Consider the following 17538-nt stretch of genomic DNA (forward strand, 5'->3'; position numbering starts at 1 on the left):
ATGCATCTCCCCGTCTTCCGCACCCGCTTGACCGACCTCTTCGGCATCCGTCACCCGATCCTGGCCGGCGGGCTGATGTGGCTGTCCGATGCGCGCTATGTCGCCGCCGTGGTGCGGGCGGGCGGCATGGCCTTCCTGACGCCGCGCTCCTTTGCCGAACCGGATGGCTTCGCGCGCGAGCTGGAAAAGTGCCGCGAGCTGACCGGCGGCTTGCCCTTCGGCGTGAACCTCAATGTCTCGAAGGTGGAGGGGCACAATCTTCGCCTGGAAGCCTGGCTGGAGCTGTCGCTGCGCGCCGGCGTGCGGCATTTCGAGACGGTGGGCCGTGCCCCGGGCGACCTGATCCATCGCATCCATGCCGCGGGCGGCATCGCCATCCACAAATGCCCGTTGCTGCGCCATGCGCTGAATGCCGAGCGCGCCGGGGCGGATGCCATCTGTCTGATTGGGGTGGAGGCCGGTGGCCATCCCGGCGCCGCCCAGCTGGGGTCGCTGGTGGTAGCGCCCATGGCGGCGCGGCAGCTTTCCGTGCCCCTGGTGGTCGCGGGCGGCATCGGCACCGGGGAGAGCCTTCTCGCCGCCCTGGCCTCCGGCGCGGAAGGGGTGCTGCTCGGCTCCCGCCTGCTGGCGGCGGCGGAGATCTGGGCGCATCCCGCCTATAAAGCGCGCATCGTTGCGGCGGCACAGGATTCCTCCGTGGTGACCTTTGCCGGCACGCACCCCATGGGCGCCTGGCGGGTGCTGGAGAATGCGACCTCCCGTGAGGTGCTCCGGCGGGAGGCGGCCGGCGCCCGCGACCATGCTGAGTTTGCCGACCTCGTCGGCGGCACGAGATCCCGCGACCATGCCTATCGCGATGGCGATGTGGAACGCGGCATGCTCTCCTGCGGCCCCGCCGCTGCCTTCTGCGACGTGGTGGAGCCGATGGAAGCCATCTTCGACCGGCTGATGACGGAGGCGGTCGCGGCGCGACGGCGCTTGGCCGGCCTGACCCTGGACATGGTGTCCGCATGACCCAGACCATCCTCTTCGGCACGCACAACATCGACGGGACGGCGTTGCGCGACCGCGCCGCACGCGCCGCCAGCGGCTTGGCCGCGCTGGGCGTCACCGCCGGCGAGCGCATCGCCGTGATGCTGCGCAACGAGCCCGCCTATCTGGAGGTGATCCTCGCCGCCGACCGGCTAGGCGCGCCGCTGGTTGCCATCAACTGGCATTTTCGCGCCGAGGAGGCCGGGCATGTGCTGCAGGACAGCGGCGCCCGAGTGCTGGTGGTGCATGCCGACCTGCTGCCGCATATCGAACCCCTGGTGCCGCCGCAGGTGGCGGTGATCGTGGTACCGACGCCGCCGGAGATCGCCGCAGCCTATGGCCTAGGCGCGATCCCCGCAGCACCGGAAGGTACACTGGACTGGCCGGCCTGGCGCGATGCCCAACCGCCCTGGACGGCGCCGACGCCGCCTTCGCTCGGGATGATGCTCTATACCTCCGGCACCACCGGAAGGGCCAAGGGCGTGCGCCGGCTGCCCGGCACGCCGGAGCAGCATGACGCCGCGCGGCGCATCCGCACCCTGGCCGGCGGGGCGCGACCGGGGATGCGGACAGCAGTGGTGGGGCCGCTCTACCATGCCGGCCCGGCCTCCAATGCGCGGGTGGCGCTGGCCCAAGCCGAGCTCATCCTGGTACTGCCGCGCTTCGATGCGGAGGAACTGCTGCACTCCCTCCAGGCGCATCGCCTGACGCATCTGGCCCTGGTGCCGATCATGCTGGTGCGACTGCTGAAGCTGCCGGAGGCGGTACGGGCGCGCTACGACCTTTCCTCACTGGAAGGGGTAACGCATGGCGGTTCCGCCTGCGCGCCGGAGGTGAAGCGCGCCATGCTCGACTGGTGGGGCCCGATCCTTTCTGAAACCTATGGTTCGACCGAGATGAGCCTGATCACCAGTTGCAGCGCCGCGGACTGGCTGCGTTTTCCCGGCACGGTGGGGCGGGCACTGCCCGGCACCTCTATCCGCATCCTGGATGAGGAGGGCCGTATCCTGCCGCCCGGCGAGACCGGCGAGATCTTCGTCGATTCCGGCCCGAATGCGCTGCCCTTCACCTATCACAACATGCCGGAGGAACGCGCCCGCGTGGAGCGCGACGGCCATGTCACCAATGGCGATGTCGGCCATTTGAACGCGGAAGGCTTCCTGTTTGTCACCGATCGCAAGCGGGACATGGTGATTTCCGGCGGAGTGAACATCTATCCGGCCGAGATCGAAGCAGCGCTGATCACGCATCCCGATGTGCTGGACTGCGCCATTTTCGGCGTGCCGGACGCGGAATATGGCGAGGCCCTGGTGGCCGCCGTCCAGCTCAGGTCCGGTGCCGCGCCGATGGATGCGGCGATCCGTGGGCATCTGCAGGCGCGGCTAGCGGGCTATAAGGTGCCGCGCCGGATCTGGCTGGTGCCGGACATGCCGCGAGACAGTATGGGCAAGATCTTCAAGCGACGACTGCGGGAAGCCTATGGTGCGGACAGGCCGTGAGCTGCGCCTGACTATCCGCGTGACAGCCCCGTAGGCGGGAGGATGAAGTCTCGAACGCCGGAGAAATGAACACCCCTATCGGAGGTCCCGTTGCGAAGATTGTCGGTAGCCGCGAATAGACACGATGGTAGCCAAATCAGGCAGCGGGAAGAAGCAGCTTGTTGATGAAGTTGGCCTGGGCCCGCATGTCTCGTCCGCCGATATCCCGAACCTGCTCCTTCCTGATCATCGCCATCGCCTCGTAGCCCGCCAGTGTTCGTCGTGCTGTATGGAAACCGCTGAAGCCGAGCCCTGGTCTGATCAGGCGCTTCACACGCCGGTGGTCTTGTTCCACAATGCTATTCAGGAACTTGTATTGTCGCAGGCGGGCGGAGCGCCACAATTTGCCGTCCGCTTTCATCTCTGCCGTGGCGCACGGGTAAGCGGGATTTCTGTCCACCGCAATGGTGCGCGGGTTCACTGTATGTGGCTGTCCAAGCGCCTTGCGGAAGAAGCGCTTCGCGGCTTCGGCATCCCGCCTGGCCGAGAGCAGGAAGTCGATGGTCTGGTCACGGCTGTCGACCGCCCGGTACAGGTAGATCCAGCACCCCTTCACCCGGACATAGGCCTCGTCAACCCTCCATGATCCGTTGGACAGGCGTAGATAAGGCCGGAGCCGCCGCTCCAACTCTGGTGCATAGGCCTGGATCCACCGAAAGATGGTGGTGTGCGCGATGCTGACATCGCGGTCCTGCAGCATGAGTTCGAGGTCGCGGTAGCTGATCGGGACCATCAGGTACCAGCGCACTGCCCAGAGGATCACCTCCGCCGTAAACTGCCGACCTTTGAAGATCGGATCCGTCCGGAGTTTCGCCAGCTGTCGTCGTGACATACCCCAGCTTGGCCCCGATCGCGCCAGACCACAAAAGATCCAACAGAACCGGCTCCCGTGAATGGCCGAGGAGCGCTCACCCGGCGCTACTGTCTTTGGGGTGTTCCAGGAAGAAACGCAGCATCTCGCGCGAGGCGTCGGGGCCACGGGCGTCGGTATAGGTTCCTGCGGGGCTGCCGCCGGACCACGCGTGGCCGCCGCCGTGAACCAGCCACTGCTCCAGCAGCGGCTTTCCCGCCGTATCGGCGTAGATGGTGCGACGATAGGCATGTCCGCCCGGCACCTGCCCGTTCTGCACCGCCTTGACCCGCAGGACGCCCGACGCGCTGGACTGAGCAATGACCTGGTCGCCGTTGCGGGGGTGCACTGTTCTATCCTGATCGGCGTGAAAGACGATGGTCGGGACAATGCGGGGGCGCGGCGCGGCCGGGCCGGGGTGACCAGGCTGCGGCGGAACCGCGGCACCCTGGCGCATCGCGGCGAAGGCCGAGGGGATGTCGCGGGCCGCCCCGCAGGCCAGGCCGGAATGCACGCCCACGGCAGCGTAGAGATCGGGATAGGCTTGCGCCATGATGGCGGCGGCGGCGCCGCCGGCCGACAGCCCGGCGATATAGACACGACGCGGATCGACCGCATGGCTGCGCATGATCTGGCGCGTGATGCCGGCGATGAGGGCCGGCTCACCCTGCTCACGCTGCTGATCGCCGGGCTTGAACCAATTCCAGCATTTCTGGGCATTGGCGGACTGGCTTTGGCCCGGATAGGCAATGAGACAGGCATGCTCTTCCGCGAGCGCGTTCATTCGCGTGCCGGCGGCGAAGTCGTCGGGTGACTGTGTGCAGCCATGGAGCATGACCACCAACGGCACCGCCCGACCCTGATAGGTGCTCGGGACATAGAGCTTGTAGTCGAGGCGCCTGCCGTGATCCGTCACGAAGCCGGCGACGAACTCCGCGCCTTCAGGGACCGGTTCGGCCATCTGTGATGCCTGGCCTGCCATCGGTCCCTGTCCCCCCTGCGGCACGCCTTTGGGGAAGGCCTGGTCGAGCAATCCGCGCAGCGCCTCTGGCATGGCCGGCGGCGTCCTGCCCGCGGCTGTCCGCCAGCCGGCGGCGAATGCCTTCTCCCTGGTGGGCGCCGGCTCCAGGAGTTCACCGGTCTCGGGGTTCATATCCAGGATGCGGGGATGACCGACGGCCGACAGGCCGGCGGTATCCGGCGCCGATGCGGCAGCCTCGGATTCACCACGCAGCAGGCGCTGCAGCAGCGCTGAAGCCTCGGTGAGGCGACCCTCGCGGGTGAGGCGGTTCGCCTCCCGCATGGAATTCGAGAGCGGGACATTCATGTCGGGAACTTTCGATGTGCGAGAACGGGCCTTCGCGCAGGAAGGGAGGCTTGCTCCGCCCTCCGCGGTGGAGCACCGCGGACGAGGAGAGCTGGTCATCGCGGCGCAGGCGGCCATTGATCGGCCGGGGTGGGGCGCTGCGCCGGCCGATCAGCGGATACGGTCGGCGAGCGCCTTCTTCACGGCGTCACTGGCCTGAAGCGCGCCGAGGACGGAGATCGAGGCGATCGTTGCACGGGCCAGCTCCGGCGTGACATCGGCCGCGATGCTGGCAAGCCCCAGCACACGGATGTCGAGCCGCTGCCCTGCTTCGCGGATGGCTTCGAGATCCTCACGGCTGAAGTGCTGCAGCCCGAGATCCAGGCTTTTCCGCGCAACAGACTGCCTGGTCGCCTCACTGTGCCGCTCGATCTGGTTGCGGATCGCGGTGCGGATGAAGTCGGTCCGGTTGGAGTAGAAGCCATCCTGCACCAGCAGGTCGATGTGGCCGAGATCGACGTAACCGAGATTGACGGTGATCTTCTCGGTGTCGCCGCTGAGCTTGGGCCTTAGCGGTTGAACGTTGCCGGCCATCCCTTCTCCATCCTTATGCCATCCATGTGGATGGTATTTGGATGGTTGAACGCGATCTTCAAGCCATGGGCAGGGACAGATCGGGAAATCGCCTGAAGCGGCTTCGGCGGAGGCTGCCGTGGGCGCCGTGTTGGCCGATGCGGGGATCTCGGCGCGCGTCACTTCCCGGAACGTTTTCTGCCGGGTTGTCCGATGTTCAGCACAAGCCGAGCATCGCGGCGAAGGGAAGGACGCTGGCCATCTTCCCGTTCCCGGTCGTCCGCGGGCTGCGCCGACTTCATCTCTGCGCTGACGCCCGCCATGCTGGCAGGTGCTTCACACGGGGAGAAAAAGAGCGACCATGCAGACTGACCGGCGGCTGCAACTGGCGGAGCTGCTCTGCGCCGCGCGTCGTGACGGGAAGCAGATCCAGGATCTCCCGCCCCATCTCGTGCCCGAGACGGAGCAGGAAGCCTACCAGGTCAACGGGATGGTGGCCGAGCTTCTCGGCTGGGACGCGCTCGGATGGAAGATCGCGGCGACGACACCGGCGATGCAGGAGAAGCTGCGCCGCACCAGGCCGATCTATGGCCGGACCTATCGGCGCCATGCCACGACATCGCCGGCCCGCTTCCGGCACGGAACGCTGCTGGACCCGCTGGTGGAATGCGAGTTCTTCGTCACGCTGGGCCAGGATCTGCCTGCCCGCGACACGCCCTGGCGCATGGAAGAGATCCTCGGCGCGGTGAGGACCGTCCATGCGGGCATCGAGGTGGCGGAATGCCGCTTCCCGATGGAGGCGCTGCCGCCCCTTCCCGCCGTGCTGGCCGATGGCAGCGCCTCCGGCCGCTACGTCTTCGGAGGGCTGATCGAAGGATGGCGCGAAGGCCTGGAGGAGATCCCTGTGGTGCTGGAGGTCGATGGGGTACGGCGGCGGCAGGGAAGGGGCGCGGATGTGATGGGGAACCCCCTCAGCCCGGTGCTCTGGCTGGCCGAGGCGCGGCGGCGGGAGGGGGATGGCCTGCGGGCTGGCGAGACGATCAGCACGGGCTCCGCCACCGGCATGTTCCCGGTCCAGGCCGGCCAGCACGTGCGGGCGATCTTCGGCGATCTCGCCGAGGTGCAGGCGGCTTTCGAGACCGGCGCGCCGTAGGAGAGCGTCCTACGGGTCAGCGGCGTCTTCCACGTCCTGGCGGTGGGTGCTCCCTGCGCCAGGGCGGAGCGCGCACCCTCTTTGAATGCATACAATAAGGCGCTACAGTGCGGATTGTATGTTGAATGAGGTTGGCCGTGTCGCGCTCCGCTGGAGATCTGGTTTGGGTGCCGAGCCTCGATCGCTCGACGGGGCCGCTGTACCGGGCCATCGCGGATGCGCTGGAGCGGGACATCCGGGCGGGCCGCGTGGCGAATGGCACCCGCCTGCCGCCGCAGCGCGCGCTGGCGGAGACGCTCGGCGTCGACTTCACCACCGTCACCCGCGCCTATGCCGAAGCGGCCCGCCGCGGCCTGGTGGAAGGGCGCGTGGGCCAGGGCACCTTCGTGCGCACAGGCCACGCCCCGGCTCCGGTGGCATCGGAGCCGCGGCAGGCGGCCCGGTCCACGGATCTCCGCATGAATGCGCCGCCACTGCCGGCGGGCCTGGATCTGCGGGACAAGCTGCGGCAGGAGATCGGCGCCTTCGCGGCGGAGTTGGATCTCGACCTTCTGCTCCGTTACCAGCAGGTGGGCGGCGGCCCCGGGGATCGGCAGGCCGGCGCCGCCTGGCTGAAAGGGCGCGTCGATGTGGGGCCCGAGCAGCTGCTGGTCTGCGCGGGCGCCCAGGGCGCCCTGCTTTCCCTGCTGAGCGTCCTGTGCGAACCGGGTGACGTGGTGTGCTGCGAGGCGCTGACCTATCCCGGCTTCCGCAGTTTGGCGGCCCACCTGCGTCTGAGGCTGGCACCGGTCGCCATGGATGGCGACGGCCTGTTGCCCGATGCCTTCGAGCAGGCCTGCCGGAGCCACCGCCCCAGGGCGCTGTACTGCACCCCGACCTTGCACAACCCGACCACGGCAACGATGCCGCTGGAGCGGCGCCGGTCGCTGGTGGCCATCGCCCGCCGGCATGGCGTGCCCATCATCGAGGACGATGCCTACGGCGCCCTGGCGCCCCAAGCGCCACCGCCGCTGGCGGCCCTGGCGCCGGACGCCGTCTTCCACGTTTCCGGTCTGGCCAAGCCCGTCTCGCCGGCGCTCCGCATCGCCTACCTCACCGTGCCCGAGCCCCGTCAGATCTCCCGGCTCGCCTCGGCCATCAGGGCCACGACGGGCATGGCCTCGCCGCTGACCACCGCGCTGGCGACGCGCTGGATCGGCGACGGGACAGCCGCAGGGATCGTCGAGGCCATCCGCCGGGAAACGGCGGCGCGGCACGCCATCGCCAGGGAAACCTTGCCGCCAGGGCAGGTGGCGGCCGATCCCGCGGCCTTCCACCTCTGGCTCCGGATGCCGGAGGCCTGGACCCGCGGCGAGTTCGTCGCGCGCCTGCGCTCCCCGGACCTCGGCATCGGCATCGTCGCCAGCGACAGCTTTGCCGTCTCGACGCCGCCTGAGGCGGTCCGGATCGGGCTGGGCGCCGCCGAGGACCCGCGGAGCCTCCGCAGGGCGCTGCAGCAGATGGCGGATCTGCTGTCCGAGGCACCCGCCATGTCCTCCATGATTGTATGAGAAGTATGCCCACATTTATCTTGATTTTGTATGTTGATATGGAGCATAAGCTGCAGAATTGAATGCAGGCAATCCGAGGCGCTGCCTTTCAAAGGAACACGCGATGTCATCCGACCAGGACTGGCCGCCTCTTCCCCCTCTCCGCACCGGGATTCGCGGCCGTTGTCCGCGCTGCGGCCAGAGCCACATGTTCGACGGTTTCCTGAAGCTGCGCTCCCGCTGCGAGGTCTGCGGCCTGGATTACTCCTATGCCGACCCCGCTGACGGCCCGGCCTTCTTCGTCATCTGCTTCGCCTGCATTCCCACGGTCATCCTGGCGCTCTGGCTCGAGGCGAAGTTCGCGCCCCCCAACTGGGCGCATCTCGTCATCACGCTGCCCTTCATGCTGCTGACCTGCATCCCGCCGCTGCGGCCCCTGAAGGGTTGGCTCGTGGCCAGCCAGTTCTTCTTCAAGGCCGAGGAAGCGCGTTTCGGCATGGCCGCACCGGCGCCGAAGCCCGCCGGATCGTCGGGCGCCACCCATCAGCGCTCCGCCTGATACCGCTCAGGCTTCCGGGAGGGCCATCCTTCCGCGACGGTGCCCGCGCGGGATCTCCCGCCGCCGCATCGCTTAAGGCGGCGCGGCCTCCTCTCCTCGATCCAGGACGCGGACGATCCGGATCCGCCCCGTGAGGCGTCCACGCCGGGCCAGAGCGGCAATCCGGGTTCCCGGCGGCAACATCTCGAAGTGCGCTGGCCGAACGGCGGCGCAACGCCGCTGATCCTCCAGTTGCAGACAGACCTCGTACTTCTCGGGATCGGCGGTCGGTACCACGCCGGTCCCGACCTGGCCGCCTGGCGTCACCACGGCGATGGTCGTCAGCGAGACGGAGGCGGCGTGCCACTTCCGGCTCGCGACGATTCCCTCCATCCGCTCCACGGGCCGTCCCGCGATGTCCGCGATGAGGATGCCCAGGACCACGAACATGGCCACAGGCACGGAGAGAAGCACGAGCGACATGAACCACAGGAATGCGTGCATCGGGCGATGCGGCGGGGGTTGTCGAGTCGCCGCCCTCAGGCGGCGGACCGGAACACCCCGCCGTCCTTGCCCTGCGGGGTCTCGATCTTGTAGGCGGTCTCGACGGCCTGTCCCTGCACGGGTTTCTTCCAGGGCACCGACCTGGAGACGATGAACGAGAAAAGGCCGATAGATTTCACATTCTGCCGGAAGCCGCGCAGCTCGACGGGCTCGCCGCGCTGATAGGCCAGCACGGCGGAGCGTCCCTCCCGGCCGGCCTCGCCCACCATCTGCACGATCTCTATCAGCGCCTGGCCGCGCAGCGCCTCCCGGAAGCCGGCCGTGTGCTGCAGCTTCCACTGGCCGACCCGAACGGTGCGGCCGGCCTGGCTGTCATAGGCGAAGCTGCGCCGGTCGCCGTCCACCGAGACGTCGCCCAGGCCCGCGGCGCTGCCGCTCATCCGGCGGCCCGGCATGCTGCCCTGGGCCTTGAACTCGATCGGCAGGCGAAGCAGCCGGAGGGGATGCGGCGCCGGCATTTGCCGCAGCAGCTCGCAGGCATCCTCCCGCCGGAAGGTGTCTTCCTGGCCATAGATGATCCGGTCCACCACGGCGGCGAGGAGGAAGCGGTTGTCGAGGCTGGGCATCCGAGGCCGGCTCCGTCACACAGGATCGCCAGCCTAGCCTGAGCCCGGAGGAACGCCATACCAATTTTTGGAAAGCCGGCGGAGGATGCGACAGGCCCCGCGTGCCATGGTCCTTATCACCCGGCGGTCGCGACGAAGAACAATCTCGGGAAGGGCAGCAGCACGGTGCCATCTGCCAGCGCCGGATAGGCCCGCGCCACCTCCGCCTCGTAGCGGCGCAGGAACGCCGCGCGCTCCGTCTCGTCCAGCGGCTGGAGGAAGGGGCGCAACCCGCTGCCCTTGAACCACTCGACCACGGCGGCCGCACCCCCGGCCAGAGGATGGTGGTAGGTGGTGAGCCAGACGTCGGCCTTTGCGCCAAGCTGGTGCAGCGTCTCGAAGTACCATCCCGCCCTACGCCGTGGCGCCCGCGCCGTCCCGGCGGACGCCAGCAGAGCGGCGACACGCTCGCCCGGATTCGTCCGCTCCAGGGTGAAGAGCTGCAAGGTCCAACCCTCGTTCCTGGGGACGGCCGCCAGCACGGCCTGCCGGAGTGCGCCGCGCGGGTCGGCATCGGCCGACAGACGGAAGGTTCGGCCGAGGTCGCGGACACTGTCCTGATAGACGCGAATGCGGATGGTGCGGGACAGGGCGGTGTCGATCATCCCGGCAGACTGCCACATCCTGCCGTGTCGCCACGACCGCCGGATCGCCGGGGTCGTTGAACGCGCGCGCCGGGCGGGACCCGGAGCGCCCCCTCAGGGCCCGTGGCCGGCCCCGGCCTTTCCACATGACTGGCCGCGAGGCCGGAGCGGCAAGCCCGCCGGGGGCTGGTCATGCCCGCCCGGCCCCAGGCGGGCCGCCATCGATCGCCGCCTCCCGCATCAGCGCGCGATACGCCATCTGGTCCTCATACATCCGCCGGAAGACCGCGTACTTGGCGTCGTGATAGCGCCGGATCGCGGCCTCGCCCGGTGCCAGGATGGTGCCCGCCCCGCTCATCGCCGCCATGGCTTCCGGCAGGCCGGGATGCACCCCGCCCGCCGTCGCGCCCAGCATCGCGGCGCCGAGCAGGATGGCCTCCGGCTCCCGCGGCAGCACGACACGGCAGGCCGTGGCATCGGCATGCTCGCGCAGGAAGACCGGGTTGCGGGTGCCGCCGCCGCAGGCCATGACGGTGTCGATGGCGTAGCCCCGCCCGTTCATCGCCTCGATGATGTGGCGCGTGCCATAGGCCACGGCCTGCACCGTGGCGAGATAGAGCAGCGCCAGATCCTCCGCCCCCGCCGCCAGGCGCAGGCCCGAGACCATGCCCCGCAACGAGGCGTCGGCGCGGGGCGAGCGGTTGCCGTGGAAGTCCGGCATCACGTGCAGCCCCTCGGTCAGCAGGGCGGGGAAGGGCAGGCCGGCGGCCATCCGGGCCAGCTCGCGGTTGAGCGCCTGGTAGATGGTCTCCCCCGCCCGGCCGGCGGCATCGGCCATGGCGGGATAGGCGGCATGGGTGGTGATGACATGGTCGATCAGCGCGCCGGTGGCCGACTGGCCGCCCTCGTTCAGCCACAGGCCCGGCATCATCGCCGCGTGATAGGGGCCCCAGACGCCGGGAACGAAGCGCGCCTCGGGCGAGACGGCCATGTGGCAGGAGGAGGTGCCGCCCACCAGCGCCACGCGCCGGTTCAGCGCCGCTGCGCCAGGGGCGGCGCCGTCCAGCGCGGCGCCGAGGACACCGAGGCCGCCGGCATGGGCGTCGATCGCCGAGGCGCCGACGGGGATGCCCTCGGGCAGGCCGAGGGCCGCGGCGGCGGTGGCGCAGAGCGTGCCGATGCGCTGGCCCGGCGGGAGGATCGCCGTGCCGATCCGGCGGAAGCCCTCCTCCGCCAGGTCATCGAGGCCGATGGCGCGGAAGAAGCCGGCGTCCCACCGCCCCTCATGGCCGAGATAGGTCCATTTGCACACGGCGGAGCAGAGCGAGCGCGCGAGGCTCCCCGTGGCGCGGTGCGTCAGGTAGTCCGGCAGGTCGAGGACATGCGCCGCCCGGCGCCAGCTGCCGGTAAGGTGGCGCTTCAGCCAGAGCAGCTTCGGCACCTGCATCTCGAGCGAGATGCGCCCGCCGACGTAGCGCAGCACGTCATGCGCGCCGGCATTGATCTCCTCCGCCTCGGCGGCGGCGCGATGGTCCAGCCAGACCACGACGTTCTGCGCCGCATCGCCATCCTCGCCGGCCGGAACGGGGCCGCCCGCGGCATCGAGCAGCACCAGGGAGCAGGTGGCGTCGAATCCCAGGCCCCGCACGCGCGGCGTCCCGCCGGCCCGCGCCAGCCCCGCCAGCGCGCCACGCACCGCGGCGCAGACGGCGGACCAGATGTCCTCCGAGGATTGCTGGGCCATCTCGGGCGAGGGGCGCCACAGGCGGATGGGATGCGTGGCCTGGCCCAGCATGACGCCCTCCGGCGTGAAGGCCCCGGCGCGCGCGCTGCCCGTGCCCACATCAACGCCGATGACGATGTCCTGCATGGTGTGTCTCCTGGATGCGGGGTCCGGTCTGCGGATCAGGGCGCGGCGGGGGCGAGGTCCAGGCTGCCGCCGGCGCGGCGCAGCGCCGCCCGCGCGGCGGCGGGCGCCGACGTGTCGGTGACGACATGCCGGAAGGCGGAGAGCGGCGCGAAATAGGCCGGGCGAACCTGGCCCAGCTTGCTGCCATCCACCACCAGCACCGCCAGGGCGGCGCTGGCCAGCGCCATCTGCTTCACCGCGACCTCATTGAAGTTGACGCAGGTGGCGCCGTGCGCGGCATCCACGCCGGCGGCTGAGAGAAAGGCGGTGTTGAGACGCAGCCGCCGCAGGCTCGCCAGCGCCTCGTCCGAGCTGAAGGTGGTGGCGCCGGGATGATAGAGGCCGCCGAGCAGGATCAGCCGTGTGTTCGGCCGCCGCGCCAGCAGGGTGGCGATGTTCAGCGCGTAGCACACCACGGTGAGGGACAGGCCGGGGGGCAGGCTCTCCACCAGATGCGGCGTGGTGGTGCCGCAATCGACGAACAGCGCATCCCCCTCCCGCACCAGGCGGGCGGCATGGGCGGCGGCCTGGCGCTTGGCGGCGGCGTGCTGGTCCTGCTCGCGCTCCAGCGCATAGGCGCCCGGGGAGAGGGCGGGGGAGGGGGTGGTGCCGGAGGGGAGCACATGCCCGCCGAGCAGGATCACCCGCTGCTCGCCGGCCGCGGCCATCCGGGCCAGGTCGCGCCGCAGCGTCATCGAGGACACGTCCAGCCGGCGCGCCGCTTCCTCCAGCCGGGCCGGGCCGTTCTCCCGCAGCAGGCTCTCCAGCCGCGCCATGCGCTCGGCGCGCCGCCGGCCGGCCAGGCCCTGTCCCTCGCCGAGCGCCATGTCACCTCCCTATCAGCGCCGCTTGACGTCGCGCGGAGCTGATGTGAGGATTATAACAATTGTTATAAAACTGACAAATGCGGGGACGGCCGATCGCCGCCTCCGGAGGACGGCGGCACATGGTACAGGCGCAATCCGGGCCGATCTCGGCCGCAGCGCTGGCGAAGCTGATCGACCACACCCTACTTAAGCCGGAGGCCGGCCAGGCCGAGCTGCGCCGCTGGGCCGAGGAGGCGCGCGCGCACGGCTTCTGCTCGGTCTGCGTCAATCCGGTGAACGTCGCGCAGGTGGCCGGGTTGCTGAGCGGCAGCGGTGTGCGGACCTGCTCCGTGGTGGGCTTCCCCCTCGGCGCCACCACGCCGGAGGCCAAGGCCTTCGAGACCGCGCGGGCCGTGCGCGACGGGGCGGACGAGATCGACATGGTGATCAACATCGGCGCGTTGCGCGACGGGCGGCTGGACGCAGTGCGGGCCGACATCGCCGCGGTGCGCGCCGCCTGCCCGGGCCGGGTGCTCAAGGTCATCATCGAGACCTGCCTGCTGGACGAGGCGCAGAAGCGCATCGCCTGTCGCCTCGCCGTCGAGGCCGGGGCGGATTTCGTGAAGACTTCCACCGGCTTCTCCACCGGCGGGGCGACGGAGGCCGATATCGCCCTGATGCGCGCCGAGGTGGGGCCGCGGATCGGCGTCAAGGCCTCGGGCGGGGTGCGGACGCTGGCCCAGGCGCAGGCCATGATCGCCGCCGGCGCCACGCGCATCGGCGCCAGCTCGGGCGTGGCGCTGGTCTCCGGCGCGGTGCCGGCCGCCACCGCCGGCTACTGAGGCCGGGCTCGAAACGGAAGACAGGGAAGGAACAAGCCATGATCACTCGTCGCAGCTTCGGTGCGCTGGCCGCCGGTGGCCTGATGGCCGGCGGCCTCGTCCGGCCCGCCCGGGCCCAGGGCAAGGCGGTGGACGCCGGCAAGGTGGCCGCCGACATCAACGTGAAGGCGGGCAGGAAGCGCGTCATCGCGACCGTGGTGAAGGTCGACGGCATCGCCTGGTTCGACCGTATGCGCGAGGGCGTGAAGCAGTTCGGCGCCGACCAGGGCCACGACACCTGGATGGTGGGCCCGAGCCAGGCCGATGCCGCCGCCCAGGTGCAGCTCGTCGAGAGCCTGATCGCGCAGGGCGTCGACGCCATCTGCATCGTGCCCTTCTCGGTCGAGGCGGTGGAGCCGGTGCTGCAGAAGGCGCGGCGGCAGGGCATCGTCGTCATCTCGCACGAGGCGGCTGGGCTGCGGAACATCGATTACGACATCGAGGCCTTCGACAACCACGCCTACGGCGCCAAGCTGATGGAGAAGCTCGGCGAGCAGATGGGCGGCGAGGGCAAGTACGTGGCCACCGTCGGCAGCCTCACCTCGCAGTCGCAGATGGAGTGGATCGACGGCGCGGTGGCCTATCAGAAGCAGCACTTCCCGAGGATGCAGGAGGCCACGCGCCGCATCGAAACCTATGACGACGCGACGACGGACTACAACAAGCTCAAGGAAGTGCTGACCGCCTACCCCGACCTGAAGGGCATCCTCGGCGCGCCGATGCCGACCTCGGCCGGCGCCGGCCGCCTGATCTCCGAGCGGAACCTGCAGGGCAAGCTCTTCTTCTCCGGCACCGGCCTCGTCTCCGTCGCCGGCGAGTACCTGAAGAATGGCGCCATCAACTACATCCAGTTCTGGGACCCCGCGGTCGCCGGCTATGCCATGAACGTGATGGCGGTGATGGCGCTGGCCAAGAAGGAGATCAGGCCAGGGCTCGATCTCGGCCTGGCTGGCTACGGCGACCTGAAGCCGGTGAGCCAGGACCGCCCGAACGTCTTCGCCGGCCAGGGCTGGGTGGGCGTGACCAGGGACAACATGGCCCAGTACAACTTCTGAGCCGATAACGTCCGATCCCGGCGCGGCTCCTGACTGTCTCGGGGTCGGAGGCGCGCCGCGACGCCGGGCGGGAGACGACGCTCCCGGATCCGGCTGGCCGCTGGAGGAAAGAGGTCCCATGACCGCTCCGCTGATCGAACTGCGCCATCTCGGCAAGAGCTTCGGGGCGGTGCACGCGCTGAAGGATGTCTCGCTCGCCATCGGTCGCGGCGAGATTCATTGCCTGGCGGGAGAGAACGGTTCCGGGAAGTCCACGCTGATCAAGATCATCAGCGGCGTGAACCAGCCGGACCGCGGCGAGATCCTGATCGATGGCCAGGCCGTGGCGGGCCTGACGCCGCGGGACGCCATCGCCCGCGGCGTGCAGGTCATCTACCAGGACTTCTCGCTCTTCCCGAACCTGACGGTCGCCGAGAATCTCGCCCTCAGCCTGGAACTGCAATCCGGCACCCGGATCGTCTCCTGGCGCCGCGTGCGGCGGATCGCCGAGGAGGCGGCGCGCAAGCTCGGCGTCGCGCTCGATCTGGACGCGCCGGTGGAGACGCTGCCGACGGCGGGCAAGCAGCTCGTCGCCATCGCCCGCGCGCTGATGTCCGACCCGCGCCTGCTGATCATGGACGAGCCCACCACGGCGCTGACGGGGCGCGAGGTGGCGGCGCTGTTCCGCGTGGTGCGCGACATCCAGAGCCGCGGCATCGCCGTGCTCTTCGTCAGCCACAAGATGCGCGAGATGCTGGAGATCAGCGAGCGCCTGACCGTCATCCGCAACGGCGAGGTGGTGGCGGCGGGCCCGATCGCGGCGTTCGACGAGGCGGGCATCACCCGCGCCATGACCGGCCAGGAGATCGCCGCCGAGGGCTATCGCCGGGAGGGCGAAGCCGGGGCCACGCCGCTGCTGGAGGTGGAGAACCTCTCCGTCCCCGGCCAGCTCGACGACATCTCCTTCCGGCTGATGCCGGGGGAGATCCTCGGCATCTCCGGCCTGCTCGGATCGGGGCGCACGGAGCTGGCGCTCGCCCTGTTCGGCATGAAGCCCGGCCACGGCGGCCGCATCCGCATCGACGGGCGGGAGGCGAGGCTCGGCTCGGCGCAGGCGGCGATCGCCGCAGGCATCGCCTATGTGCCGGAGGACCGCCTGACCGAGGGGCTGTTCCTGGCCGCGACCATAGACCGCAACCTGCTGGCCGCCTCGCATGGCCGGCTGAGCCGCTTCGGCGTGCTGCGGGCCGGCCGCGCGGCAGAGGCGGCGGCGGCGATGATCCGCGCGATGGCCATCGCCACCCCGACGGGCAACCGGCCGGTGACGCAGCTCTCCGGCGGCAACCAGCAGCGCGTCGTCATCGGCCGCTGGCTGCTGAACGATCCGCGCATCCTCATCCTGAACGGACCGACCGTGGGTGTCGATGTCGGCTCCAAGGCCGGCATCCACCGCAAGATCCGTGACCTGGCCCGCGGCCACGGCCTGGGAGTGCTGATGATCTCCGACGACCTGCCGGAACTGGTGGACAACTGCAACCGCATCCTGGTGCTGCACCGGGGCCGGCTGGTGGACGAGGTGGAGGCCGCCGCCACCAGCGAGGCGGCGCTCGGCGAGCGCCTGGGGGCGCTGCAATGAGTGGCCTGGCCCGGGCGCTGCGGCGCCATCCAGAGCTGATGGTGGCGGCGGTGCTGGTGGTCGCGGTGCTCGTCATCGGCACGGTCAACCCGGTCTTCTGGCAGCCCGCCAACGTCTTCAGCCTGCTGCGCGCCAGCGTCGTCACCGGCATCCTGGCGCTGGCCGTGCTGCTGGTCATGCTCTCGGGCGGCATCGACGTCTCCTTCCCGGCCTTCGCCATCGCCGCCATGTATCTCACCGTGAAGGCGATGATCGCCTGGGGGTTCGACGGCGTCGTCCTGCCCTTCCTGATGGCGAGCGGCATCGGCCTCGGCCTCGGGCTGGTGAACGCGGCCTTCGTCCATTACCTGCGGATGATCCCGCTGATCGTGACGCTCGGCACCGGCACGGCGGTGCGCGGCTTCATCCTCGGCGTGGTCGGCACCAGCCAGATCAACATCGGCCAGATGCCACCCCGGCTGATCGACTTCGCCCGGGGCGAGTTTCTGCAGGTGACGCAGGGCGATGGCAGCATGGCGGGCCTGTCCTCGATGGTGCTGGTCTATGCGGCGATCGCGCTCGCCGTGCATCTCATGCTGCGCCACACCATGCTCGGGCGCGGCATCTACGCCATGGGTGGCGGCATGGAGGCGGCGCGGCGCGTCGGCTTCAACACGCGACGCATCACCTTCCTGATCTACGGCCTCGCCGGCGCCCTGGCGGGCTTCGCCGGGCTGCTGCACGGCGCGATGATCTGGACCGCCAACCCGCGCGACATGGTGGGGCTGGAGCTGGACGTCATCGCGGCCGTGGTGCTTGGCGGCGCCTCCATCTTCGGCGGCCGCGGCACGGTCATCGGCACCATGCTCGGCGTGCTGACGCTGGTCGTGATCACCAACAGCCTGATCATCCTGGGCATCGACACGACGTGGCAGCGCGTGGTGGTGGGGCTCATCGTCATCGCGGCCACCGCGATCACCGCCTGGCGCGATCGCCAGCGCCTCGCCTGAGGAGAGACAGC

The 17538-nt window shown here is 69.8% G+C and carries 17 protein-coding genes; 9 read left to right on the forward strand and 8 right to left on the reverse strand.

The window, feature by feature from the left end; all coding sequences use genetic code 11:
- Positions 1 to 1014: a nitronate monooxygenase family protein gene (locus D9598_RS07500; protein ID WP_198365790.1), complete on the forward strand. Its 1014-nt coding sequence runs from the start codon at positions 1 to 3 to the stop codon at positions 1012 to 1014.
- Positions 1011 to 2531, forward strand: coding sequence for an AMP-binding protein (locus D9598_RS07505; protein WP_198365791.1), 1521 nt, complete (start codon positions 1011 to 1013; stop codon positions 2529 to 2531). The genes D9598_RS07500 and D9598_RS07505 overlap by 4 nt, the downstream gene beginning before the upstream one ends.
- Positions 2532 to 2667: 136 nt before the next feature.
- Here D9598_RS07505 and D9598_RS07510 read toward each other — a convergent pair whose 3' ends face one another.
- From D9598_RS07510 to D9598_RS07520, 3 genes are all read right to left on the reverse strand, one after another.
- Positions 2668 to 3402: an IS6 family transposase gene (locus D9598_RS07510; protein ID WP_198365771.1), complete on the reverse strand. Its 735-nt coding sequence runs from the start codon at positions 3400 to 3402 to the stop codon at positions 2668 to 2670.
- Between the two features lie 76 nt (positions 3403 to 3478).
- On the reverse strand, positions 3479 to 4747 hold the full coding sequence (locus tag D9598_RS07515) for a PHB depolymerase family esterase (RefSeq protein ID WP_198365792.1): 1269 nt from the start codon (positions 4745 to 4747) through the stop codon (positions 3479 to 3481).
- 150 nt (positions 4748 to 4897) lie between these two features.
- A complete protein-coding gene (locus D9598_RS07520; RefSeq protein ID WP_198365793.1) occupies positions 4898 to 5320 on the reverse strand; it encodes a CopG family transcriptional regulator in 423 nt (140 codons plus the stop codon).
- Positions 5321 to 5660: 340 nt separating this feature from the next.
- Here D9598_RS07520 and D9598_RS07525 point away from each other — a divergent pair, with 340 nt between their 5' ends.
- From D9598_RS07525 to D9598_RS07535, 3 genes are all read left to right on the forward strand, one after another.
- The gene (locus tag D9598_RS07525; RefSeq protein ID WP_198365794.1) at positions 5661 to 6452 is read left to right on the forward strand and encodes a 2-keto-4-pentenoate hydratase; all 792 of its coding nucleotides are present in this window, start codon (positions 5661 to 5663) and stop codon (positions 6450 to 6452) included.
- A gap of 167 nt (positions 6453 to 6619) precedes the next feature.
- On the forward strand, positions 6620 to 8002 hold the full coding sequence (locus D9598_RS07530) for a PLP-dependent aminotransferase family protein (RefSeq protein WP_370591960.1): 1383 nt from the start codon (positions 6620 to 6622) through the stop codon (positions 8000 to 8002).
- Between the two features lie 187 nt (positions 8003 to 8189).
- The gene (locus D9598_RS07535) at positions 8190 to 8540 is read left to right on the forward strand and encodes a DUF983 domain-containing protein (protein ID WP_232477013.1); all 351 of its coding nucleotides are present in this window, start codon (positions 8190 to 8192) and stop codon (positions 8538 to 8540) included.
- Positions 8541 to 8612: 72 nt separating this feature from the next.
- On the opposite strand, the gene D9598_RS07540 is transcribed toward D9598_RS07535, so the two are convergent.
- The 5 genes from D9598_RS07540 to D9598_RS07560 all read right to left on the reverse strand — a co-directional run bounded on the left by D9598_RS07540 (position 8613) and on the right by D9598_RS07560 (position 13008).
- Positions 8613 to 9023, reverse strand: a complete 411-nt coding sequence (locus D9598_RS07540) for a hypothetical protein (protein WP_198365797.1) — start codon at positions 9021 to 9023, stop codon at positions 8613 to 8615.
- 35 nt (positions 9024 to 9058) lie between these two features.
- Positions 9059 to 9649 carry a hypothetical protein gene (locus D9598_RS07545; RefSeq protein WP_198365798.1) on the reverse strand — a complete coding sequence of 197 codons (591 nt, stop codon included), beginning with the start codon at positions 9647 to 9649 and terminating at the stop codon, positions 9059 to 9061.
- A gap of 116 nt (positions 9650 to 9765) precedes the next feature.
- Complete coding sequence (locus D9598_RS21020; RefSeq protein WP_232477014.1) at positions 9766 to 10293, reverse strand: hypothetical protein; 528 nt, start codon at positions 10291 to 10293, stop codon at positions 9766 to 9768.
- 169 nt (positions 10294 to 10462) lie between these two features.
- A complete protein-coding gene (locus tag D9598_RS07555; RefSeq protein ID WP_198365799.1) occupies positions 10463 to 12142 on the reverse strand; it encodes an FGGY-family carbohydrate kinase in 1680 nt (559 codons plus the stop codon).
- 35 nt (positions 12143 to 12177) lie between these two features.
- Positions 12178 to 13008 (reverse strand): DeoR/GlpR family DNA-binding transcription regulator, encoded by an 831-nt coding sequence (locus D9598_RS07560; RefSeq protein WP_198365800.1) that lies wholly within the window; start codon positions 13006 to 13008, stop codon positions 12178 to 12180.
- Between the two features lie 119 nt (positions 13009 to 13127).
- Between D9598_RS07560 and deoC the strand changes: the two genes are divergently transcribed.
- The 4 genes from deoC to D9598_RS07580 all read left to right on the forward strand — a co-directional run bounded on the left by deoC (position 13128) and on the right by D9598_RS07580 (position 17527).
- On the forward strand, positions 13128 to 13829 hold the full coding sequence (gene deoC, locus D9598_RS07565) for a deoxyribose-phosphate aldolase (protein WP_198365801.1): 702 nt from the start codon (positions 13128 to 13130) through the stop codon (positions 13827 to 13829).
- A gap of 38 nt (positions 13830 to 13867) precedes the next feature.
- Positions 13868 to 14923 (forward strand): autoinducer 2 ABC transporter substrate-binding protein, encoded by a 1056-nt coding sequence (locus tag D9598_RS07570; RefSeq protein ID WP_232477015.1) that lies wholly within the window; start codon positions 13868 to 13870, stop codon positions 14921 to 14923.
- Positions 14924 to 15041: 118 nt separating this feature from the next.
- Entirely contained in the window at positions 15042 to 16538 is a 1497-nt protein-coding gene (locus tag D9598_RS07575) for a sugar ABC transporter ATP-binding protein (protein WP_198365802.1), read from the forward strand.
- Positions 16535 to 17527, forward strand: coding sequence for an ABC transporter permease (locus tag D9598_RS07580; RefSeq protein ID WP_198365803.1), 993 nt, complete (start codon positions 16535 to 16537; stop codon positions 17525 to 17527). Before D9598_RS07575 ends, D9598_RS07580 begins: the two co-directional genes overlap by 4 nt.
- The last annotated feature ends 11 nt before the right edge of the window (positions 17528 to 17538 follow it).

It is taken from the genome of Roseomonas sp. KE0001 (genome assembly GCF_016107285.1).
GTDB lineage: Bacteria > Pseudomonadota > Alphaproteobacteria > Acetobacterales > Acetobacteraceae > Pseudoroseomonas.